The sequence below is a fragment of the Stenotrophomonas sp. 610A2 genome, from assembly GCF_030549615.1.
In the GTDB taxonomy this organism is placed as follows: Bacteria; Pseudomonadota; Gammaproteobacteria; order Xanthomonadales; family Xanthomonadaceae; genus Stenotrophomonas; species Stenotrophomonas pigmentata.
The window spans coordinates 3,315,266-3,335,937 of record NZ_CP130832.1 but is presented as its reverse complement, the minus strand read 5'-3'; the positions used below and the strand labels follow the sequence as shown (position 1 = coordinate 3,335,937).

General features: G+C 63.5%; 19 protein-coding genes. 10 read left to right on the top strand and 9 right to left on the bottom strand.

The window, feature by feature from the left end:
• Positions 1-5: 5 nt before the first annotated feature.
• Complete coding sequence (gene gcvH / locus Q5Z11_RS14975; RefSeq protein WP_282270622.1) at positions 6-401, top strand: glycine cleavage system protein GcvH; 396 nt, start codon at positions 6-8, stop codon at positions 399-401.
• 791 nt (positions 402-1,192) lie between these two features.
• Complete coding sequence (locus Q5Z11_RS14970; RefSeq protein WP_303747130.1) at positions 1,193-1,735, top strand: hypothetical protein; 543 nt, start codon at positions 1,193-1,195, stop codon at positions 1,733-1,735.
• A 676-nt stretch (positions 1,736-2,411) separates the two neighbouring features.
• On the opposite strand, the gene Q5Z11_RS14965 is transcribed toward Q5Z11_RS14970, so the two are convergent.
• A complete protein-coding gene (locus Q5Z11_RS14965) occupies positions 2,412-3,827 on the bottom strand; it encodes a serine hydrolase domain-containing protein (protein ID WP_303747129.1) in 1,416 nt (471 codons plus the stop codon).
• 79 nt (positions 3,828-3,906) lie between these two features.
• Here Q5Z11_RS14965 and Q5Z11_RS14960 point away from each other — a divergent pair, with 79 nt between their 5' ends.
• A complete protein-coding gene (locus Q5Z11_RS14960; protein ID WP_405051611.1) occupies positions 3,907-4,512 on the top strand; it encodes a LemA family protein in 606 nt (201 codons plus the stop codon).
• 29 nt (positions 4,513-4,541) lie between these two features.
• Entirely contained in the window at positions 4,542-6,467 is a 1,926-nt protein-coding gene (locus Q5Z11_RS14955) for a M48 family metallopeptidase (RefSeq protein WP_303747128.1), read from the top strand.
• A gap of 104 nt (positions 6,468-6,571) precedes the next feature.
• Here the strand turns inward: Q5Z11_RS14955 and Q5Z11_RS14950 are convergent, their stop codons facing one another.
• Positions 6,572-8,167, bottom strand: coding sequence for a GMC family oxidoreductase (locus Q5Z11_RS14950; protein ID WP_303747127.1), 1,596 nt, complete (start codon positions 8,165-8,167; stop codon positions 6,572-6,574).
• Between the two features lie 169 nt (positions 8,168-8,336).
• Between Q5Z11_RS14950 and Q5Z11_RS14945 the strand changes: the two genes are divergently transcribed.
• Entirely contained in the window at positions 8,337-9,665 is a 1,329-nt protein-coding gene (locus tag Q5Z11_RS14945) for an NTP/NDP exchange transporter (RefSeq protein WP_405051610.1), read from the top strand.
• 49 nt (positions 9,666-9,714) lie between these two features.
• Positions 9,715-10,071 (top strand): DUF1304 domain-containing protein, encoded by a 357-nt coding sequence (locus Q5Z11_RS14940; RefSeq protein WP_405051609.1) that lies wholly within the window; start codon positions 9,715-9,717, stop codon positions 10,069-10,071.
• 221 nt (positions 10,072-10,292) lie between these two features.
• On the opposite strand, the gene Q5Z11_RS14935 is transcribed toward Q5Z11_RS14940, so the two are convergent.
• The 4 genes from Q5Z11_RS14935 to Q5Z11_RS14920 all read right to left on the bottom strand — a co-directional run bounded on the left by Q5Z11_RS14935 (position 10,293) and on the right by Q5Z11_RS14920 (position 14,632).
• Positions 10,293-10,697 (bottom strand): hypothetical protein, encoded by a 405-nt coding sequence (locus Q5Z11_RS14935; protein ID WP_303747125.1) that lies wholly within the window; start codon positions 10,695-10,697, stop codon positions 10,293-10,295.
• Between the two features lie 3 nt (positions 10,698-10,700).
• The gene (locus Q5Z11_RS14930; RefSeq protein WP_303747124.1) at positions 10,701-11,183 is read right to left on the bottom strand and encodes a hotdog fold domain-containing protein; all 483 of its coding nucleotides are present in this window, start codon (positions 11,181-11,183) and stop codon (positions 10,701-10,703) included.
• Between the two features lie 66 nt (positions 11,184-11,249).
• The gene (locus Q5Z11_RS14925; RefSeq protein ID WP_303747123.1) at positions 11,250-13,730 is read right to left on the bottom strand and encodes an acyl-CoA dehydrogenase; all 2,481 of its coding nucleotides are present in this window, start codon (positions 13,728-13,730) and stop codon (positions 11,250-11,252) included.
• Positions 13,727-14,632, bottom strand: coding sequence for an alpha/beta fold hydrolase (locus tag Q5Z11_RS14920; RefSeq protein ID WP_303747122.1), 906 nt, complete (start codon positions 14,630-14,632; stop codon positions 13,727-13,729). Before Q5Z11_RS14920 ends, Q5Z11_RS14925 begins: the two co-directional genes overlap by 4 nt.
• A 165-nt stretch (positions 14,633-14,797) precedes the next feature.
• On the opposite strand from Q5Z11_RS14920, the gene Q5Z11_RS14915 reads away from it, so the two are divergent.
• On the top strand, positions 14,798-15,400 hold the full coding sequence (locus Q5Z11_RS14915; RefSeq protein ID WP_303747121.1) for a TetR/AcrR family transcriptional regulator: 603 nt from the start codon (positions 14,798-14,800) through the stop codon (positions 15,398-15,400).
• 259 nt (positions 15,401-15,659) lie between these two features.
• On the opposite strand, the gene Q5Z11_RS14910 is transcribed toward Q5Z11_RS14915, so the two are convergent.
• From Q5Z11_RS14910 to hslO, 3 genes are all read right to left on the bottom strand, one after another.
• Positions 15,660-16,493 (bottom strand): TonB-dependent receptor domain-containing protein, encoded by an 834-nt coding sequence (locus tag Q5Z11_RS14910; RefSeq protein WP_303750060.1) that lies wholly within the window; start codon positions 16,491-16,493, stop codon positions 15,660-15,662.
• Positions 16,494-16,527: 34 nt separating this feature from the next.
• Entirely contained in the window at positions 16,528-17,355 is an 828-nt protein-coding gene (locus Q5Z11_RS14905) for an XOO1806 family protein (RefSeq protein ID WP_303750059.1), read from the bottom strand.
• A 151-nt stretch (positions 17,356-17,506) separates the two neighbouring features.
• Positions 17,507-18,400: an Hsp33 family molecular chaperone HslO gene (gene hslO / locus Q5Z11_RS14900; RefSeq protein WP_303747120.1), complete on the bottom strand. Its 894-nt coding sequence runs from the start codon at positions 18,398-18,400 to the stop codon at positions 17,507-17,509.
• 74 nt (positions 18,401-18,474) lie between these two features.
• On the opposite strand from hslO, the gene mtgA reads away from it, so the two are divergent.
• From mtgA to Q5Z11_RS14885, 3 genes are read left to right on the top strand one after another with little or no spacing between them, the layout of a single operon-like run.
• The gene (mtgA, locus tag Q5Z11_RS14895; RefSeq protein WP_303747119.1) at positions 18,475-19,224 is read left to right on the top strand and encodes a monofunctional biosynthetic peptidoglycan transglycosylase; all 750 of its coding nucleotides are present in this window, start codon (positions 18,475-18,477) and stop codon (positions 19,222-19,224) included.
• Positions 19,225-19,251: 27 nt separating this feature from the next.
• On the top strand, positions 19,252-20,274 hold the full coding sequence (locus tag Q5Z11_RS14890) for a glycosyltransferase family 2 protein (protein WP_303747118.1): 1,023 nt from the start codon (positions 19,252-19,254) through the stop codon (positions 20,272-20,274).
• Entirely contained in the window at positions 20,234-20,665 is a 432-nt protein-coding gene (locus Q5Z11_RS14885) for a CBS domain-containing protein (protein WP_303747117.1), read from the top strand. Before Q5Z11_RS14890 ends, Q5Z11_RS14885 begins: the two co-directional genes overlap by 41 nt.
• Positions 20,666-20,672 lie beyond the last annotated feature (7 nt).

Here is a 20,672-nt window from a genome sequence, read left to right as displayed (position 1 = left end):
GTTCCATGAGCGAGATCCCTGGCGACCTCAAGTTCCTCAAGTCCCACGAGTGGGCACGTGTCGAAGGCAGCAACCGCGTTACCGTCGGTATTTCCGATCATGCCCAGGGCTTGCTGGGTGACCTGGTCTACGTCGAACTGCCGGCTGTTGGTGACAGCGTGCAGGCTGGTGTTGGCGCAGCGGTGGTCGAGTCGGTGAAGGCAGCATCCGACGTCTACAGCCCGGTGTCCGGCACCGTTGTCGAAGTCAACGAAGCGGTGACCGACAAGCCGGAAACCATCAACGAAGATGCGTACGGCGACGGCTGGCTGTACGTGGTCGAGCTGTCCGATCCGGATCAGTTGAATGACCTGCTCGGCCCGGACGACTACGCCGAGATGTTGGAGAACGAGGACCACTGAGTCCTGTCGTGATCCGGAAAGCGGCCGCTGTCAGCGGCCGTTTTTTTTTACGCCGATGTCAGCATCACGTGATGACCGCTGGTGATGAGTGCCGGACGATTGCATGTCGAAGTGGATGCAGGTCGACGCCAGGTCGTTCCGATCGCAGTCGTCGAGGGCTGCGAAAACGTTCAAAAAGTTTGCGCAAAATGATCCGCTGCAGCGGCAAAGCGTTGCCGTCGGCAAACTTTTTTTCGGGTGCGGGAAACGGTCCTTGGTGGCCGTTGGTCGCATGCCTTGAGATGCGCTTGAAGTAAGGCGCGCACCGGCGCGTGTTGCCAGGGCTGAAAAGAAAAGTGCGCTTTTACCGATGTTTTTTTACTTTGTGTTTTTTTTGGAGGGTGCTGTCGCGCTGTCGTAGGGTGTGCGCAGCGAGCGGTGACGGTCGGCAGCGGGGCGCGGAAGGCTGAAGGCTTCCGAAAAATATTTTGCAAAGATAGTTGACAGTAAAAAAAACCGTGATTAGGTTTCGCCCAGCAGACCTTTCCTGCGGAAGCGAGTGAGCCGGATCAACATTCAGACGCGAAGCACAACTTGGACGTCCGCCAGGATTCTCTCGATGGTGGAGCAGGACTCGCTTCCTTCCGCGAAACACCCCCCTGATTTCTATCTGGCACCTGCAGCGGGACCCGTTGCGGGTGTTTCTGTATCCGTAACGACGCGCTAGACGCGTCGTCGGTCCTCCGCCGAACACCGCGGATTTGCTTCAACTGGGCATTTCAATTCCATAGATCACTGACGAGGAACAAACCATGGCTACGAAGAAAGCTGCTAAAAAGCCGGCCGCCAAGAAGGCGGTAAAGAAAGTCGCCAAGAAGGCTGCCGTGAAGAAGGTTGCCAAGAAGGCAACCGCCAAGAAGGCAGTGAAGAAGGTCGCAAAGAAGGCTGTTGCCAAGAAGACCGTGAAGAAGGCAGCCGCCAAGAAGACCGTGAAGAAGGCAGCAGCCAAGAAGACCGTCAAGAAGGCAGCTGCCAAGAAGACCGTCAAGAAGGCCGTAAAGAAGGTTGCCAAGAAGGCAACTGCCAAGAAGGCCGCCAAGAAAGTAGCTAAGAAGGCCGTAAAGAAGGTTGCCAAGAAGGCAACTGCCAAGAAGGCCGTCAAGAAAGTAGCTAAGAAGGCCGTAAAGAAGGTTGCCAAGAAGGCAGCTGCCAAGAAGGTCGTAAAGAAGACTGCAAAGAAGGTTGCCGCCAAGAAGCCGGCCGCCAAGAAGGTTGCTGCGAAGAAGAAGCCGGCCGCTCGCAAGAAGAAGGCCGCTCCGGTAGCGCTGCCGGCTACCCCGGCGCCGCTGATCTGATCCAGCTCCACTAGCAGTACCTGAAACTCCTTCCCCGACTGCCCAGCGGGGAGGGAGTTTTTTTATGGGCGGATCGAAGTGGCCCGTGCCGGGCAGGCCAACCGCTTCGGTAGTGCCGAGCCATGCTCGGCAGCAGCCAACCATTGAGCGCTGCCTCAGCAGCGAAGCCGCTCAACATCCAGCGCAGCGGAGATGAGATCTGGTTTGTGGGAGCGGCGTCAGCCGCGAAGCCAGCGATGCATCCGCTCGGGCGATGCCTGCGCGTTGGTCGGAGATCTAACTTCCATTGACCGATGCCGACGAACCGAGCCCTCCCTTTGCCGCAGGCAAGGGCAGGGTTGGGAGGGGTGCTTTTGGTTTGCTGGTAAAGCCCCTGCCGAGCATGGCTCGGCACTACCGGAGTGGTGAACTTCGCCGACCAACCCGTGCCGATGAACCGAGCCCTCCCTATGCCGCAGGCAAGGGGTGGGTTGGGAGGGGTGCATTTGATTTGCTGGTAAAGCCCCTTGCCGAGCATGGCTCGGCACTACTGGTGGCACCGGTTTTTGTAGGAGCGGCGTCAGCCGCGAAGCTGATGGTGCATCCGATCTACCGGACTCTGGTTTCTACGCTGTCGACCAAAGAGAAAGGCGGCCATCGGCCGCCTTTCCCGTATTGCTGGAAACCACCACCCAACTCAGCGGGGCGATGCCACCGCGCGATCCGAGGATGCGCCCTTCTTGCCGCCGCGTGCCGGAGCCGCATCTTCTGCCATCAGGTTGTCGCTGCCGAAGTCGGTGTCCACATCCAGCCAGCGCTGTGTCGGCAGGCCGATTGCGCGATCGAGGATGGTCGGCATCATGCCGCTGGGCAGGGTGCTCTCGCCGTTCCACATGATGGCGATGCCCAGGTCGCGTTCCGGTAGCAGCGCGACCAGACCGCGATAGCCCTGCACCGCGCCGGCATGGAAGACAACCTGGTGGCCGGAGTAATCGAATACGCGCCAACCCAGCGCATAGCCCGCCGAGTCCAGGCGCTGATGACGCCAGCCCGAGCGCATTTCGCCTGGTGTGTTCACCAACGGTGCGTGCAGCGTTGCCAGCAAGGGCGCCGGCAATACGTCCGGACGATGGCCAGTGTGCGCCAACAGCCACTGCGCCATGTCACTGGCACTGGCGTTGACGCCGGCGGCAGGTGCGACGCGGTAATAGGTGGGCTTGGGCGTCAACGACACCCAGCCGTTGCGGCTGCGCACGTGCGGGCGCGCCCAGCGCGGGCTGGCCTGGATGCCGGCCAGGCCGAGGCTGGCATCGTTCATGCCCAGCGGCTTGAGGATGCGCTTTTCAACGGCTTGCTCGTAGAAGCTGCCCGAGGCGGCAAACACCACATCGCCAACCAGGCTGAAGGCGACGTTCTGGTAGGAATAGCATTCGCCGGGTGCGCACTTGAGTGGCGCGGTGGCCAGCTTCTGGGTCAGCGAGTAGTAGTCGGCATTGGCCTCGACATCGCGGTCATAGGCATTGCTGGTCAGGCCGACGCGTTGGCTCAACACATCGGCCACGGTCAGCTTGTCGGTTGCCTCGGGCGTGGCCAGGCGGAAGCCGGGCACGTAGTCGGTGACCTTGCTGTCCCAGCGCAGGGTGCCGTCGTTGACCAGCAGGCCGGCCATGGTGCCGGCGAAGGCCTTGGACAGCGATGCCAGGCGGAACACGGTATGTGCGTCGACTTCCTGCGGGTTGCTGATATCGGTGACGCCGTAACCACGTGCCGACAGCACGCGCCCGTTCTGGACGATGGCCATGGCCATGCCGGGGACGCGGTTGCCGTAGGTCAGCTGCTCGGCCAGTGATTCGATGGACGCGACATTGAAGTCGGCCGGCAGCGGCTTTATCTGATCCGGGCGCAGTGCGGTGCGATACGGCATCGGCTGCGTCGGCGATTGAGTGGGCGCGTTCTCCAGGTTCACCGGCAACACGCTTGTCGCGGGCGCGACGGCTGGCGAGCCGTTGTGAGTGGGAGTCTGCGCGGTAGACGACAATGCGAAGGGCATCAACACCCCCAGCAATCCCGATGCCACCGGACGAATGTGCCGGCGCTTGCTCTTGTCTTTCATCGTGATCGGTGCCTGTAAGCTACTGCTGTCGGCGATTCTAGCGCCGCTTTTCATCAATGCACAAACGGGGAGAGAATGAATGGGCATCGCGTTGATATTGCTGATCTTTCTTGTGGTGGTTGTCGCAGTTGTGGCAGCAGGCGTGGGTGTCTATAACGGCCTGGTCCGGGCCCGTAACGGCTACAAGAACGCTTTTGCGCAGATCGACGTACAGCTGCAGCGCCGTTTTGACCTGATTCCCAACCTGGTGGAGACCGCCAAGGCCTATATGGGCCACGAGCGGCAGACCCTGGAAGCGGTGATCGCAGCGCGCAGTGCTGCGCAGTCAGGTTTGGCGGCGGCCAAGGCTGATCCGGGTGATGCGGCGGCAATGGCGCAGCTGGCGGCCTCGCAGGGGCAGTTGAATGGTGTGCTGGGGCGCTTGATGGCGGTGGCCGAGGCCTACCCGGAACTGAAAGTCAACCAGAACATGATGCAGCTCAGCGAAGAGCTCTCCAGCACCGAGAACAAGGTCGCCTTCGCGCGCCAGGCCTACAACGACGCGGTGATGGGCTATAACAACCGCCGCGAGACTTTCCCGGCCAATGTGTTTGCCGACATGTTCAATTTCGCCACGGCGGCGCTGTTGGATATTCCACAGGAAAAGCGCGAGCAGGTGCGCGAAGCGCCCAAGGTGCAGTTCTGAGCCTGGCGCAGGTGTAACAGGGGCGCGGGATGAACTTCTTCGAACACCAGGCCCAGGCGCGGCGTAACTCCGGGCGGCTGGTGCTGTTGTTTGCACTGGCGGTGCTGGCCATCGTGCTGATGGTGGATGTGCTGGTGTGGTTTGGCACTGGCAGCGTGCGCGGCGTGCTGTGGAGCAGCGTGCTGACCGTGGCGGTGATCGGCTTCGCCTCGCTGTACCGGATCCGTTCGTTGAGCGGCGGCGGTGAAGCGGTGGCGGCGCAGATGGGCGGCAGCGAAGTGCCGGCCGATACCCGCGATCCTGCATTGCGGCGGCTGCGCAATGTGGTGGAGGAGATCGCAATCGCCTCCGGCGTGCCGATGCCGCGCCTGTACGTGCTGGAACAGGAAGCGGGCATCAACGCCTTTGCCGCCGGTTATTCGCCGGCTGACGCGACCATTGCTGTGACCCGCGGCACCTTGCAGCGGCTCAACCGCGACGAACTGCAGGGCGTGATCGCGCATGAGTTCAGCCACATCCTCAATGGCGACATGCGCCTGAACATCCGCCTGATGGGCGTGCTGTTCGGCATCCTGATGCTCAGTGTGATCGGCAAGCGCGTGCTGCTGCATATGGGCGGCGGCACGCGTGTGCGCTTCGGTCGCAGTGTCGGGCCGGTGTTCTTGTTGATGCTGATTGGTTTGGCCGGCATCGCCATCGGCAGCATCGGCGTCTTGTTTGGTCGGCTGATCAAGGCGGCGGTATCGCGCCAGCGCGAAATCCTGGCGGACGCTTCGGCGGTGCAGTTCACCCGGCAGACGCAGGGCTTGGCGGGTGCGCTGAAAAAGATCGGCGGTCTGGATGACGGCTCGCATCTGGCCGACCGTGCCGGCGCCGAGGAGGTCAGCCATATGTTGTTTGGCGAAGGCTTGCGGTTGTCCAGCTGGTTCGCCACCCATCCGCCGCTGGTTGAGCGTATCCAGCGTTTGGAACCGTCATTCCGAGCCGAACAGCTGCAGAAGCTGCGCGGGAACTGGTTCATTACGCCGCCCGACGGGCTGGCCGAGGATCGCGTGCTTGGTCTGGCAGGGCGCGATGCAGCGAGTGTGGATGCGTTGCTGCCGCCGTTGCCGGGAGTGCAGCGGGTGTCCGTTGATCCGGTGATGGTTGCCGCACAGGTGGCGACGCCTGCCGACGACGATTACCAGCAGGCAGTGCGCCTGGCCGGCAGTCTGCCACTGCCCCTGCGCGCATTGGCCGGCGATCGTGGCGCGGCGCAGCCGCTGTTGCTGGCAATGTTGCTGGACGTGGATGCCGCGGTCGCCGCGCGCCAGCGTGAAGCGGTGAGCGCGCAACTGGGCGAGCCGATGGCCGCCAGCGTAATGAGCATCGCGGCGGGCCCGTTACGCGAGCTGCACGCTGCGCTGCGGCTGCCATTGGCGGCTTTGGCATTCCCGACCCTGCGCAGCTTGCCCCGCCCGCAATTGATGGCTTTCATGCGCTGCATTGATGCGGTGACCCACGCCGATGGGCGCATCTCCCTGTTCGAGTACTGCCTGTCGCGCTTGTTGCTGGTGCAGGTGCAGGCAGCCCTGGATCCATCGCGTCACCTGCATTTCGGCCGCCGCAAAGCCAGCGGCGTGCAACGTGAGTTCGCCATCCTGTTGTCGGTGGTGGCGCGCGCCGGCAACCCCGGCGACGAAGCGGGCGCACGCCGAGCCTATCTGGCCGGCCTGCAGCGCATCCTGCCGCAGGATCATCTGCCCTACGCGCCGCCGGCAAACGGCGTGCTGGCCCTGGATGAAGTCTGGGCACCCTTGGATTCGATGGACCCGCTGGCCAAGCAGCTGCTGGTGGAAGCGGTGACCGCAACGGTGAGCCACAACCAGCGCGTCAACATCGCCGAAGCCGAGTTGCTGCGGACCATCTGCGCCACCTTGCATTGCCCCTTGCCAGCGATGCTGCAGGTGGCGTGAGCAGCCGCTTGTCTCCCTCCCTTTCGCCAAAGGCGAAGGGGAGGGCCGGAGAGGGGTGTGCTTTCTGCCTCTGCCTGCTTCTCCCTGACAACAACCACTGGGCCTCACCCCAGCATCAACCCCGCCGCCCGCTCCGCAATCATGATGGTCGGCGCATTGGTATTGCCGCTGACCAGTGTCGGCATCACCGAGGCATCGATTACCCGCAATCCATCGATGCCGCGCACACGCAGCTGCGGGTCGACCACTGCCGCGTTGTCGCTGCCCATGCGGCAGGTGCCGATCGGGTGGTAGATGGTCTCGGCCTTGGCGCGGATGAAGGCTTCCAGCCCGGCATCGTCCAGGTGCTCATCGGCGGGGAACAGCGCTGACTTGCGCCACGGTGCAAACGCGGCCTGCTGCAGGATGTCGCGGCTCAGGCGTGCGGCCTCGACCATCATCTTCAGATCGAAGCCTTCGGCATCGCTGAGGTAATTGGCCTGGATGCGCGCGGGTGTAGCCGGGTCGGCGCTGGCCAGGCTGATGCGGCCACGGCTGCGCGGATGCAGGTAGCAGGCGTGCAGGGTGTAGCCGTCGCCGGGAAGGCGATTGCGGCCGTGGTTGTCCAGCATCGCCGGGACGAAATGGAACTGGATGTCGGCACGTTCGTCCGGGGCGAAACGCGAGCGCACGAAACCGCCGGCCTCGGCCACATTGCTGGTGCCGGCACCCCGATGGCCGCGCAGGAAGTAGTTCAGCCCGATCATGATCTCGCTGGCGCGGTCGTAGCTGACGCCGGGCACGCTGCGGTACAGCGTGCAGATATCCAGATGGTCCTGCAGGTTGGCACCGACGCCGGGTTGGTCGAGCTGGACGTCGATGCCCTGCGCGCGTAGCGCATCGGCGGGGCCAATGCCGGACAGCATCAACAGTTGCGGCGAGTTGATCGCGCCGGCGCTGAGCAATACTTCTGCGGCCGCGTGGTACTGCTGGCGCTGGCCGCCCACGCGCAGGTGCACGCCGGTAACGCGCCCAGCGTCGATCTGCAGCCGTTCAACCAGTGCGCCGGTGACTACCTGCAGATTGCTACGCGAGCGCACTGGAGTGAGATACGCGGCGGCTGAGGAGCAACGTGCGCCGTTCTTCTGCGTTACCTGGTAGAGACCCACGCCTTCGTGCTGGACGCCGTTGAAATCGGCGTTGTGTGCGTGTCCAGCCTGCTGCCCGGCTTCGATGAAGGCGCGGCTGAGTGGATTGACATGGCGCAGGTCGGCTACCTGCAGCGGACCGTCGGCGCCATGCAGTGCATCGGCGCCGCGCGCATTGCCTTCGCTGTGGCGGAACCACGGCAGCACGTTGTCCCAGTTCCAACCGCTGGCACCTGCCGCTGCCCAGCGGTCGTAGTCGCCGGGCACGCCGCGCACATAGCACATGGCATTGATCGAGCTCGAGCCGCCCAGCACCTTGCCGCGCGGCCACCACAGTCGGCGGTTGCCCAACGCGGGTTCCGGCTCGGTGTCATAGCTCCAGTTCACGCGGCGGTTGTTGACCAGCCGGGCGATGCCGGCCGGCATATGGATGAAGGGGTGCCAGTCGCGTGGGCCGGCTTCGATCAGCAGCACCCGTAGCTGCGGGTCGGCACTGAGCCGGTTGGCCAGCACGCAGCCGGCCGAACCGGCACCGACGATGATGTAGTCGAATTCCTTTGCAGCTTCGCTCACACGCTTCTCCCTCCCGAGTCCCTCAGGATAGAACGGCGCGTTGTACCGGAGTAAGCCCTGCCGCACTGGCGATGTTGCAGTGCATTAGATAACGTACGCGCTCTGCCGAGTCCCACCGGAGTTGCCCGATGCCGCCGTCCTCTCGCCACCCGCTGCGCCGGGGTGCCGCATGACCGTTCCGCGCGGACCCGGTGCAATGCATCGACTATTGCTGGCGCTGCGCGGCTCGCCGCCGCTGTGGTGGTCGTTCCTGTACTTCTTCTGCCTGCTCAGCGGCTATTACGTGCTGCGCCCGGTACGCGAGGCGATGGCCGCATCGGCGGACATGGAGGCCTTGTTTCCGCCTGGGTTGATCGCCTGGTTCGCAGCCCATGGCATGCCGCTGAAGGACTTCACCCTGCAGTTCCTGTTCTCCTGCGTGTTCCTGATCATGCTGGTGCTGCAGCCGCTGTATGGCTGGCTGGTCAGCCGCTATCCGCGACGGGTGTTCCTGCCGCTGGTGTATGGCTTCTTCATCTTCACCTTGTTCGTGTTCTACGCGATGTTCAGCGCCAACATCCCCGGCCGGGGCATGGCGTTCTTCTTCTGGATCACCGTCTTCAACCTGTTCGCGGTGGCGGTGTTCTGGAGCTTCATGGCCGACGTGTTCTCCAACGTGCAGGCGCGTGCTTTCTACGGGTATATCGGCGCAGCGGGCACGGTGGGGGCGTTCCTGGGGCCGATCATCACCAGCTCGCTGGTGCAGCGGGTCGGTATCGCCAACCTGATGCTGGTCTCGGCCGGCTTCCTGTCGATCTGCCTGTTCTGCATCTGGAAGCTGCGGCCGTGGGCGGTGCAGCGCGAACGCGAGCAGCAGCTGACCGACGGCGAGCAGCCGATGGGCGGCAGCGTGTTCGATGGACTGAAGCTGATCGCACGGGAGCCGCTGCTGCGCTGGCTGGCCCTGATGGTGGTCTTCGGGGTGGGCGTGGGGACCATGCTGTACAACGAGCAGGCCTCGATCGTACGCCGCATGATCACCGATCCAGCGGCCAGTACCGCGTTCTACTCGCGCATCGACCTGGCGGTGAATGCCTTGACCCTGATCATCCAGCTGGGCCTGACCCGCTGGTTGCTGTCACGTTATGGCGTGGCTCCGGCGCTGTTGATTCCGGGTTTCGCGATCATCATCGGCTTCTCGATCGCGGCAGCATCGCCGTTGCCGGTGATGGTAGCGGTGATCCAGGTGCTGACCCGTGCCAGCGAATTCTCGCTGGGCAAACCGGCACGCGAGACCATCTATACGCGTGTTGACCGGCAATGGCGTTACAAGGCCGGTGCGGCCATCGACACCGTGGTTTATCGCGGCGCTGACCTGACCTTTGCCTGGGTGCACAAAGGTTTGTCCCTGTTTGGCTCAAAGGCGGTGTTCGTCGGTGGCGCTGCGGTGGCCGTGTTCATGACGCTGTCGGCGTTGGGCGTCTTGCGCGAAGAGAAGAAGCTGCCGCAGGATCGTTGAGTGATTCCCCCGCGGCGGGCTGCCGCCGTGTTGCCAGGATGAGATGACGATGAGCGTATTGGGCGTGAGTGCGATGGCGGTGACACTGCTGGTGGCGGTGTTGCATGTGTACTTCCTGGTGCTGGAGATGTTCCTGTGGACCAAGCCGCAGGGCTTGAAGACCTTCCGCAACACGCCGGAGAAAGCGCAGGCCACGCGCGTGTTGGCGGCGAACCAGGGCTTGTACAACGGCTTCCTCGCTGCCGGCATCATCGCCGGGCTGGTGCTGGCGCAGCCGGTGCTGGTGACGTTCTCGCTGGTCTGCGTGGTGGTGGCCGGTGCCTACGGCGCGTACAGCGTCAGCCCGCGCATCTTCTACGTGCAGGCCGTACCGGCAATCGTGGCCCTGCTGCTACGCGCGCTGTAGAGCCGAGCCATGCTCGGCAGGAGCGTTGCCGATAGATCAACTGTAGTGCCGAGCCATGCTCGGCAGGGGCATTACCGATAGATCACCTGTAGTGCCGAGCCATGCTCGGCAGAGGCATTATCCGTAGAGCCCGTGCCGAGCATGGCTCGCCGCTACGTTGGGTTGGCTTGTAAGGCCCCTGCCGAGCATGGCTCGGCACTACAGAGGAGCATCGCTGGTGATCAACGACTGATGTACAGCGCGAATCCCAGCCACAACGGCACTGCATACAGCACCGCCCCGAGCACGAACAAGGCGGTCAGCAGGTGCACGCGCCAGTCATTGATGCGCAGGAAAACGAATTGCTCGATGGTGCGGCCCAGCCAGAACACGGCCATGAAAGCCAACACCACGTGCCCAAGCTGGGTATCCAGCAGTTCGCGGGTGAACACCAGCGACAGCACGGCCATTCCCACAAACACGTAGATCAGGCGCAAGTTGAGTATCTGCATGATCGCGCGGTTGGCAGCGCTGAGCTTTGCCAGCTCATGTTTCCAGCCGAACAAGCGCCAGAACGCGAGGTGGAACAGGGCGAAACCCAGACAGTGCAGTCCGCCAAGGCGCAGCATCCATTCCGCGGTCTGCATGGGCTAGCCTCCGCTGCGGCTGGGACGTGGTGATACCCACATCGCGATGATGGCCTGGAATACCTCGGTACCGGCGGCATCGGTGACGCTGACCTGCACCGGCAGGTCATAGCCGTGGTCGGTGCTGATGATGGGCTGCTGCGGGGTGGCCACCGCCTTCAACACGCCCAGCGCCTTGGCCTGGTACTTCACTTCCATGCCCTTGGGGATCCAGCGCATGTCAGCCGGCAGGCTGGCATCGACCATCACCCCGCCGACGAGCTCGGCAAGATTGCACATCGCGATCGCGTGCACCGTGCCGATATGGTTGCTGATGCGGCGGCGCTGGCGGATCACGCCTTCGCAGCGGCCCGGCTCCAGCGCAGTGATGGTTGGCGAGATGCTGGCGAAGTAGGGTGCCTTGAAGCAGACCGCGCGCGAGAACAGCCAGTTGCCGGCGGGCCAGCGGTTGAAACGACGGTATAGCGCGAGCAGGGGCGCAGTCATGGCATGGTGTCCTGATATGAAAACGGCGGGCACAAGGCCCGCCGTCGGTATTGCATGTGGATTGGCTTACGCGGCCTGCTGCGGCTGCGGGCGCTGCTTGCCCGGCAGGTCGTAGTAGCCGGCCGAACGCAGTTCGTGCGGCTCGAAGTCGTCCACGGTGATGGTGTCCATGGTGATCTCGCGCAGCTCTTCCAGCAGCTTGCGCTCGTCCTGGGTAATTACGCCTTCGGCCACGGCTTCGTCGAGCTGGGTGGCGAAGGTCAGTGCTTCGATGCCCTTGGTCTTCAGTGCCTTGATGAACTTGCGTTCCACCGGCTCGGCCATGATCGCCTTGGACAGGTAGCTGTTGATGCGGCCACCCGGGTTGTTCTCGCACGGGGTCAGGAACACGCCCTGGGCCAAGCGGTCACGCGCCTCGCCCGGTGCCATCAGCGTGGCGGCAACGCGGCGGCTCAGGCGATCACCCGGGGCCTCGGCGCGACGGCCGAACGGGAAGATCAGTGCCCACATCAGCCAGCCGATCGGACGGATCGGGAAGTTGCGCAGCGCAGCCGACAGCGATTCCTCGATCTTGTGCACGCTGTCGTGGAAGGCCCAGGCCAGCAGCGGCTGGTCAGCGCTCGGTGCGCCTTCATCGTGGTAACGCTTGAGCATGGCGCTGGTCATGTAGATGTGGCTGAGCACATCGCCCAGGCGACCGGACAGCGATTCCTTGAACTTGAGCTTGCCGCCCAGGGTCATCATCGAGATATCGGCCATCAGCGCCAGGTTGGCCGAGTAACGGTCGAGCTTGCGGAAGTAGCGGCGGGTGTAAGCGTCACCTGGGGCGGCACCGAAGCGCGCACCGGTCAGACCGAACCACAGCGAACGCACGGCGTTGGAGATACCGAAGCGAACGTGGCCGAACAGCGCCTGGTCGAACTCACGCAGGCCGGCCTTGCGGTCTTCATCCTGCGCAGCCTTCATTTCCTTCAGTACCCACGGGTGGCAGAGGATGGCGCCCTGGCCGAAGATCAGCAGCGAACGGGTCATGATGTTGGCACCTTCCACCGTGATGGCGATCGGTGCGGCCTGCCAGCTGCGGCCGGCGAAGTTGCGCGGGCCGAGGATGATGCCCTTGCCGCCGATCACGTCCATCACGTCGGAAATGACTTCGCGGCTCATGTTGGTGCAGTGGTACTTGGCGATCGCCGACGGCACCGACGGCACGTCGCCACGGTCAACCGCGGCTGCGGTGGCCTGCGACAGCGCACTGATCTTGTAGGCCTTGCCACCGATGCGGGCCAGCGCTTCTTCCACGCCCTCGAAGCGGCCGACCGACAGACCGAACTGCTTGCGGATGCGTGCATAGGCACCGGTCACCACCGCACCGGCCTTGGCACCGCCGGACGCGGTGGAGGGCAGGGTGATGGAGCGACCAACGGCCAGGCACTCGTTGAGCATGTTCCAGCCCAGGCCGCGCTTCTCGGCGCCGCCGATCAGCTGGGTCAGCGGGATGAACACGTCCTTGCCGCGGATCGGGCCGTTCTGGAAGGTGGAGTTCAGCGGGAAGTGGCGACGGCCGATTTCCACGCCATCGGTGTCACGCGGCAGCAGTGCCAGGGTGATGCCGATGTCCTTGGTATCGCCGAGCAGGCCGTCCGGGTCGTACATGCGGAAGGCCATGCCGATCAGGGTCGCGACCGGTGCCAGGGTGATGTAGCGCTTGTCGAAGGTGAGCTTCAGGCCCAGCACTTCCTCGCCCTTCCACATGCCCTTGCAGACGATGCCGAAGTCGGGAATCGAGGTTGCATCGGAGCCGGCGAACGGGCCGGTCAGGCCGAAGCACGGTACTTCCTGGCCGATGGCCAGGCGCGGCAGGTAGTAATCCTTCTGCTCCTGGGTGCCGTAATGGTTGAGCAGTTCACCCGGACCCAGCGAATTGGGCACGCCGACGGTGGAGCTGACCACGCTCGATACCGAGGCCAGCTTCTGGATGACCTTGTGGTGGGCCAGCGCGCTGAAGCCCAGGCCGCCGTATTCCTTCGGGATGATCATGCCGAAGAACTTGTTCTTCTTGATGAACTCCCACAGCTCCGGCGGCAGGTCCGCGTGGACGTGGGTGATCTCGAAGTCATTGACCATCTTGCAGAGCTCTTCCACCGGGCCATCCATGAAGGCCTGTTCTTCGGCGGTGAGCTGCGGCTTGGGATAGTTGAGCAGGATGTTCCAGTCCGGGTCGCCGGTGAACAGCTCGCCTTCAAAGCCAACCGAGCCGGTTTCCAGTGCGATGCGCTCGGTCTTGGACAGCGGCGGCAGCACTTTGCGGAACACGCCCATGAACGGTGCGGTGATCAGCGGCTTGCGCAGGAACGGCAGCAGCACCGGCACGCAGATCAGCGCAACGATGGCGGCAGCGACGATGATCGCGGTTTGGTTGACGCCGGCGAACCAGCAGATGGCCAGGGCTGCAACGCTGATGATCGTCCAGACGACGAGCCGCATGCGATGGTAGGCAACAAAGGCGCCTGCTAGCAGCAGGGCCAGGAAAGGTACGAGGATGCTCATGGACGTGCTCCGGTAACGTGCTCGGTTCGGGCGGACGCTGCGGAAGGCAGTGCGTCCAGGTAGTTCAACACAGCGGCGGTAAACGCATTGTTGTCATCGCCGGCCACCATGTGGGTGGCATGGGGCAGATGGACATGCTGTGCGTGTGGCACCAGCGCCATGAATTCTTCAACGGTCTGTGGCGAGACCAGGTCGCTGCGACCACCGCTTACCAGCAGCAGCGGGCACTGCACCTGCCTTGCTGCGTCTGCGATAACGCCTTGATGCTGCTCGCTGTCGCGCGCCAGTTCGTTGACCAGGCGCGGGTCCCAATGCCAGTTCCAGCGGCCATCCTTGCCTGGGCGCAGCAGCGCACGCAGCGAATCTTCGCTCTTGCGTGGGCGGTGAGGCATATAGGCGGAGATGGTGTCGGCGGCAGCCTGCAGCGAGGCGAAACCGTCCGGGTGCGCGCTCATGAAGGCAAGGATGCGCTCCACACCGCTGGTTTCCCAGCGCGGGGTGATATCCACAAGCACCATTGCCGAGAACAGGCCCGGCCAGCGCGCTTCGGCCATCAGGCCGAACAGGCCGCCCATCGAAGCGGCGACCAACACGGGCGGACGCGGCAGCTCGCCAGCGACCACGATCAGGTCATCGGTGAACTGGTCGCCGTGATAAGGCAGATCGTTGGCATTCCAGTCCGAGTCGCCATGGCCACGCGCGTCGTAGCTGAGCGTGGCATGCCCTTCGGCGTTGAGCGCTTCGGCAGCAGCAGTCCATGCGCCGCGGGTCTGGCCGAAGCCATGCGCGAACAGGATGCAGGGCTGTTTTCCGCTGGTTCTGGATGCGCCCAGGCCAGCGCCATGCGCGCCTTCGAGGCGGATGTCTTCGGCAGATGTAGAGGAGGGCAGAGGGGTAACCATACCTGATGGTATGGAATGGCCTGAATCACTGTCAATACCTATAGGTATGGAGGCGCCGCCGAGCGGCGCCTGCGATCGGCCATCTGGACAATTAATTGCCAGATTGTCCGCGGATTTGTTGTCCACATACTGCAACCAGTCCCCGCCGTATGGTTAAATCTGCCCATGAACGATTCTTCAGTTTCCAGCACCGAGTCCCGCAGCACGCGGAATAGCCGCCTGAGCGCGGATGACTGGGCGCAAGCGGCCTTGGACCTGATCGCTGAACAGGGTGTGGGCGCGGTCGCGGTAGAGCCGCTGGCGCGCCGCCTTGGCGTGACCAAGGGCAGCTTCTACTGGCATTTCCCCTCGCGCGATGCGCTGCTGCAAGCAGCCTTGGAGCGCTGGGAAGTGGTGGAGCAGCAGCAGGTGTTCGGCAGTCTGGAAGAGGTGCCTGATCCGCGTACGCGGCTGCGCGCGCTGTTCCAGCTGGTGGCGCATGAGGTCACCCCGCATGTGATCTACAGCGAGCTGCTCAAGGCCCTGGACAACCCGATGGTGCGGCCGGTCATTGACCGCGTTTCGCAGCGGCGCATGGAATACCTGATTGCCTCGTTCCGCCAGGCCGGGCTGAGTTCCACTGATGCCCGCCATCGTGCTCGGCTTGCGTATGCCGCATATGTCGGCTTCCTGCAGCTGTCGCTGCAGTTGCAGCAGCCCAAGCAGGCGCGCGAGGATTTCGAGGCCTATGTCGAGCATGTGATCGAGACCTTGATTCCGAACGGCTGAATTGTTCGAACACAAGTGACGGAGCAAGGTCGCAGTGATGCGGCCTTTTCTTTTGCAGTGAGGTGTCTGCTGCGTGCAACGATAGTCGCGAACAGCTCTGCCATTTCGGTAGCCCCGCTCGGCGGGGGTTCGATGTTGATGCCGGGCGCCTGGTCGGGACCAGTGTCCAACGACTGAGCGAACTGGAATCTGCTCAGGGTGTGCCGGGCCATCGCAACATGGAAATAAAAACGGCCCGGGAAACCAGGGCCGTCCTGTTTCAACTGACCAGGCTACGATCAGAAGCGCTGACGGTACTCCATGTAGTAGTAGCGCCCAGGGGTGTCGTACTGGTAGTCGAAGCTGTTGGCGACGCCTGTGTCGCCACCGGCGGTTCCTTCGCGAACACGTTGTTCACGCCCACCGACACGGTTGCATTCCACGGCACGTTGTAACGTGCCGGCAGGTCGTGATACGTGGTCGCGGCCAGCTTGTTCTGCGGGTCCTTGCCGGAAGCGGTGACGCGGTTCGGATCGCTGCACAGCGCAGCCACCGTCGGGTACTTGCAGTTCTCGACCAGGCTGGAGAAGTAACGCGTGGTCCAAGTCAGACCGAAATCGCCATAGGTCCAGTTCGCGGTCAGGTTGGAGCGGATGCGCCAGACCGGAGTGTCCTTGACGTAGGTGCCCACTTCCGAGGCATCCCAGTCTGCGTCCGGGGTTGCCTTGGTGCGATAGGACGACATGTAGGTGCTGTCCCAGATGAACGAGAACGCACCGAAGCGGGTATCGGGCAGCGAGTAGCGCATGGTCAGGTCGTAATCTTCCACTTCGATCTCGCCTAGGTTGGCCAGGCCCATCTTCAGGTAGGTGATCTGGCCCAGTGCGTTGCGGGTCAGGCCGTCATTGACGATGTCGCACCAGCTCTGGTTGCCTTCCACATAGCACTGGTCAAGTATGTAGGTGACCTGCGGACGGCTGATCACGTTCTTGATGTTGATCTGCCACCAGTCCAGCGACACGTCGAAGCCCTTCAGGAAGCTCGGGCTGAACACGAAGCCCAAGGTCTTGGAGGTCGAGGTTTCCGAGCGCGCAAGAACGCAAAACGCCCCGATTTACGGGGCGCTTGAGATTTGAAGCAGAGAATTCTTACAGGTCCTGCTCGTAACGGACGTACGGTATTGCGCCGTCGTCATTGCTTTCGTTACGCGGTGAGAATGGATTCTTGCCGCGGGTGATCACGTTTTCCGCGCCGACCGTGAGCTGGCCGCTCCACGGGGTGCGCCAGGTGATGCCCAGTCCCAGGCCTTCCCATTTGCCACTCTGGCCGGGGGCGTCGACAACGCGGCCGATGACATTGGCGCTGAAGGCGCCGTAGCCACCGCCAACGGTCAGGCTCTTGCTGTCCCATTGATCAACCACCGCCGGAGCGGCATCGGTCAACGGCACCAGGCGTGCCTTGGCGTAGGTGCCGCCGATGGAGACGAAACCTTCGCGGCCGATGTTCTTCTGCCCGAATACGGTGAGGTCATTCTGCTCGACCCGCGCCGCGCCGCTCTTGTTGCCACCCGACAACCAGGCCGGGAGCGTGTCGCGGCCAGTGCCGGCGCTTACTCCGACGCGGCCGCCTGGGCGGTTGAACGCAGTGGTTGCCGAGATATGACGGCCGTTGTTGCTGTCGTCGTCATCGCCGAGGCTGGCCAGCATGCAATGGCTGGCAAGGCCGCCAATGCTGCTGCCGCGGCTGCTGTTGCAGAGCAGGCCGAGCGAGTCACCCGAGGACAGCCCAAATGCGGCATCCAGCGAGCTTTGACCGAAATTCCAGCGGGCCCCAACGTTCTGGGTGCCGGTGGGCTCCAGATAAAGCAGGGCCTCGACCTTGCCGCTGCCGCGGTTCCAGACCGGCAACACGGTGCTGTCCATGGCGCGCGGCTTGCTTTGCGCATGCACGCCCGTGACCACGCCAAGGGCGATCATCAGGGCAAGCGGTAGGCGCAATAAGGCGTTCATGGACTCAGTAAGACCCCGTGGGCGCCAGGAAGTTCCCGGCGCGTGAGTTCTCGATCCTATGCGGTTTATGGTTTCTTAACAAGTCTTCGCCCTCCCCAGAACGCAACTCGTTGGACCGTTATTGCAGCCGCTCGGGAGCGGGCTGGTTAGCCGGTGTGGAACTGAACAATACGCCAATTTCTGCTAATGGGAAGTGATATTCCTGACCGCAGAACTCGCAGCGTACTTCGACCTGCCCAGTGGGCTCGGCGGCGGCACGTGCTTCCTCCTCGCCGAGCGACTGCAACATGGAACTGACCCGCTCGCGCGAGCAGGAGCAGCCAAAGCGCAGGGCCTTGTCGCCAACCAGCTGCGGGTTCTCCTCATGGAACAGGCGGTGCAGCAGCTCGCTGCCCGGCAGGGCCAGCAATTCGTCGCGGCCGAGCGTGTCGAACAGTGCGCCAGCGCGGACCCAGCCGTCTTCATCGCCTTCGTCGCCGGGCAGTTTCTGCAGCAGCAGGCCGGCCGCGTGCTCGCCGTCGCTGGCCAGCAACAGGCGGGTCGGCAGCTGTTCGGAGTGACGGAAGTAGTCCTCGAATGCCTCGTCCAGGCTGTCGCCGGTCAGGGCGACCAGGCTCTGGTAGCGCTGCGGTTCGCGCGGATCCAGGCCGGGGTTTTCGATGGTGATGGCCAACAGGGCGTCGTCGCCGAGACCTGGCAGGGTGGCCGGGGCATCCTCGCCGTCGTTCAGCTGGACAATGCCGCGCAGGGTGCCGGCCGAGGTGCATTCACTGAACAGTGCGCGCAGGGCGCTGCTGCTGCGAAGCTGAATGGACAGCCGGCCGTCCACCTTGGTGTGGCCGGTAAACAGCGCCGAGGCCACGCTTGCCTCGCCGAGCAGGCGAGCGGCGGTGGCGGGATAGGTGCCGTGCGAGAGGATTTCCCGCCATGCCTGGCCGAGCCGGACGTGGACGCCGCGCACGCCGGCGGCGGGCAGAAGGAAGCGGGCAAGCAGATCGGAGGTGTCGGTCATGGGGCTGAATCTACGCGAGGTGGGGTCGGTGCCGGATAATGCGCCGGACAAAGAGTCTTGCAAGGTGGATATCAATGGGGGCGGAGCAGGCCGAGCTCAAGGTGGAGCAGGGGACAGGAACAGGGCGCCGACGGCGCTGGTTGCGGCGCTTGCTGTGGGCGCCAGTGGTGTTTGTCGTGTTCAGCGTGTTGCAGGTGCTGGTGCTGCGCTTTGTCGATCCGCCGTTTTCCACGGTGATGCTGTTCCGGCAGGTTGAGGCTCTGGCCCATGGGGACTGGAAGTTCCGTATCAGTTATCAGTGGCGTGACCTGGACGAGATGGCGCGCAGCGTGCCGATATCGCTGGTGGCGGCCGAAGATCAGCGCTTCCCGGAGCACAACGGCTTCGACCTGCAGGCCATTGAAAAGGCGCGCAAGCACAATGAGCGTGGCGGGCGCCTGCGCGGCGCCAGCACCATCAGCCAGCAGACCGCCAAGAACGTGTTCCTGTGGCAGGGCCGCAGTTGGCTGCGTAAAGGACTGGAGGTCTGGTACACGGTGCTGATCGAGGCCTTGTGGCCCAAACAACGCATCATCGAGATGTACGCCAACGTCGCCGAGTTTGGTGATGGCATCTACGGGGTACAGGCAGCATCGCGCACATATTGGGGCAAGGATGCAGCGCGCTTGAGCCCTGCTGAAAGCGCCCGCCTCGCGGCGGTACTGCCGTCGCCACGGCGCTACAACGCGGCCAAGCCTGGTCCATATGTGCAGCGCCGCGCCGCGTGGATCCAGCGGCAGGCGCGACAGTTGGGCGGGGCCGGTTACGTTGATGACGCTGATTGAAGGTGTGGCTGTTGCTAGACTTCGCTCATGAATACGCCTGAACGCCTCACCCTGCTGATCACCGCTTTCAACGAGCAGGAAGCATTGCCGCAGCTGCATCCGCGCCTATGCGCCCAATTGCATGCGCTGGCAGCTGATGTCGATGGCCGCATTCTGTATGTCGATGACGGCAGCAGCGATGCCACCTGGCGGGTGATGCAAGAACTGGCTGCGCAGGAGCCGCAGGTCTCGGTGCTGCGGCTGTCGCGTAACTTCGGCAAGGAAATCGCACTGACGGCGGGGTTGGACTTCATTGAAGAAGGTGCGGTGATTCTTCTTGATGCCGATGGCCAGGATCCGCCCGAGTTGATTCCGCAGTTCGTTGCCCTGTGGCAGCAAGGCTATGACGATGTCTATGGCACGCGTGTTGAGCGCGGCGGTGATGGTTGGTTGAAGCGCTTCACCGCAGCGGCGTTTTACCGGGTGATGGGGCGCTTGTCGAAGACGCCGATCCCCGCCGATACCGGTGATTTCCGCTTGCTGTCAGCGCGTGCGCTGGCTGGCCTGCGGCAGCTGCGCGAGCGCCATCGGTTCATGAAAGGTCTGTTCGGCTGGGTCGGCTACAAGCGCATCGCCTTGCCGTACCGACGCGAGCCGCGCTTGGCGGGCAGCAGCAAGTTCGGTTTCTGGAAGTTGTGGAATTTCGCGCTGGAAGGCATCACCAGCTTCTCCACCGCACCGTTGCGGGTGGCGACCTATCTGGGCCTGTTCACCGCTGCCGGGGCATTCGCCTTCGCTGCCTGGGTGATCGGCAAGGCGGCGCTGTATGGCGACCGGGTTGCTGGCTGGCCGACGATGATGGCGGTGATCCTGTTCCTGGGCGGCGTGCAGTTGATCGCCTTGGGGCTGATCGGCGAGTACCTCGGCCGCCTGTACATGGAGGCCAAGCAGCGGCCTTTGTACCTGGTCGACACATGGCAGCCGGCGAACGTGGCAGTATCTGCCCCATCCGCCAGCGCAGGAGAACGCCATGCAGACCGTTCGACAGTTGCTTGGGGCCAAGTCCCCTGAGATCCACGCCGTGCCACCGGATGTGGCGGTGGTGCAGGCAATCCGCCTGATGGCCGAGAAGGGCATCGGCGCGGTGCTGGTAATGGAGGGCCGCAATCTTGTCGGCATCCTTTCCGAACGTGACTACGCACGCAAGATCGTATTGATGGACCGTTCTTCGGCGAGCACGCCGGTTCGCGAGATCATGACCGCCGAGCTGGTCACCGTGGCACCTACAGTCACCGTCGAGCAATGCCTGGAACTGGTGACCAACCGACGTATCCGCCATCTGCCGGTAGTGGATGGCGATGAGGTGGTGGGCGTGATTTCCATCGGTGACCTGGTCAAGTCGGTGATCGAGGCGCAGCGCCGCGAACTCGGCCAGCTACAGCAGTACATCACCGGTACCTGAGGGCGTC

Excerpts from the sequence above, each read along its gene's own strand:
- Q5Z11_RS14940 (WP_405051609.1), top strand. The coding sequence starts at position 9,715 with ATGAGCGTATTGGGCGTGAGTGCGATGGCGGTGACACTGCTGGTGGCG.
- Q5Z11_RS14960 (WP_405051611.1), top strand. The coding sequence starts at position 3,907 with ATGGGCATCGCGTTGATATTGCTGATCTTTCTTGTGGTGGTTGTCGCA.
- hslO (WP_303747120.1), bottom strand. The coding sequence starts at position 18,400 with ATGACCGACACCTCCGATCTGCTTGCCCGCTTCCTTCTGCCCGCCGCC.
- Q5Z11_RS14905 (WP_303750059.1), bottom strand. The coding sequence starts at position 17,355 with ATGATCGCCCTTGGCGTGGTCACGGGCGTGCATGCGCAAAGCAAGCCG.
- gcvH (WP_282270622.1), top strand. The coding sequence starts at position 6 with ATGAGCGAGATCCCTGGCGACCTCAAGTTCCTCAAGTCCCACGAGTGG.
- Q5Z11_RS14915 (WP_303747121.1), top strand. The coding sequence starts at position 14,798 with ATGAACGATTCTTCAGTTTCCAGCACCGAGTCCCGCAGCACGCGGAAT.
- Q5Z11_RS14885 (WP_303747117.1), top strand. The coding sequence starts at position 20,234 with ATGCAGACCGTTCGACAGTTGCTTGGGGCCAAGTCCCCTGAGATCCAC.
- Q5Z11_RS14890 (WP_303747118.1), top strand. The coding sequence starts at position 19,252 with ATGAATACGCCTGAACGCCTCACCCTGCTGATCACCGCTTTCAACGAG.
- Q5Z11_RS14970 (WP_303747130.1), top strand. The coding sequence starts at position 1,193 with ATGGCTACGAAGAAAGCTGCTAAAAAGCCGGCCGCCAAGAAGGCGGTA.
- Q5Z11_RS14925 (WP_303747123.1), bottom strand. The coding sequence starts at position 13,730 with ATGAGCATCCTCGTACCTTTCCTGGCCCTGCTGCTAGCAGGCGCCTTT.
- mtgA (WP_303747119.1), top strand. The coding sequence starts at position 18,475 with ATGGGGGCGGAGCAGGCCGAGCTCAAGGTGGAGCAGGGGACAGGAACA.
- Q5Z11_RS14935 (WP_303747125.1), bottom strand. The coding sequence starts at position 10,697 with ATGCAGACCGCGGAATGGATGCTGCGCCTTGGCGGACTGCACTGTCTG.
- Q5Z11_RS14955 (WP_303747128.1), top strand. The coding sequence starts at position 4,542 with ATGAACTTCTTCGAACACCAGGCCCAGGCGCGGCGTAACTCCGGGCGG.
- Q5Z11_RS14930 (WP_303747124.1), bottom strand. The coding sequence starts at position 11,183 with ATGACTGCGCCCCTGCTCGCGCTATACCGTCGTTTCAACCGCTGGCCC.
- Q5Z11_RS14945 (WP_405051610.1), top strand. The coding sequence starts at position 8,337 with ATGACCGTTCCGCGCGGACCCGGTGCAATGCATCGACTATTGCTGGCG.
- Q5Z11_RS14920 (WP_303747122.1), bottom strand. The coding sequence starts at position 14,632 with ATGGTTACCCCTCTGCCCTCCTCTACATCTGCCGAAGACATCCGCCTC.
- Q5Z11_RS14965 (WP_303747129.1), bottom strand. The coding sequence starts at position 3,827 with ATGAAAGACAAGAGCAAGCGCCGGCACATTCGTCCGGTGGCATCGGGA.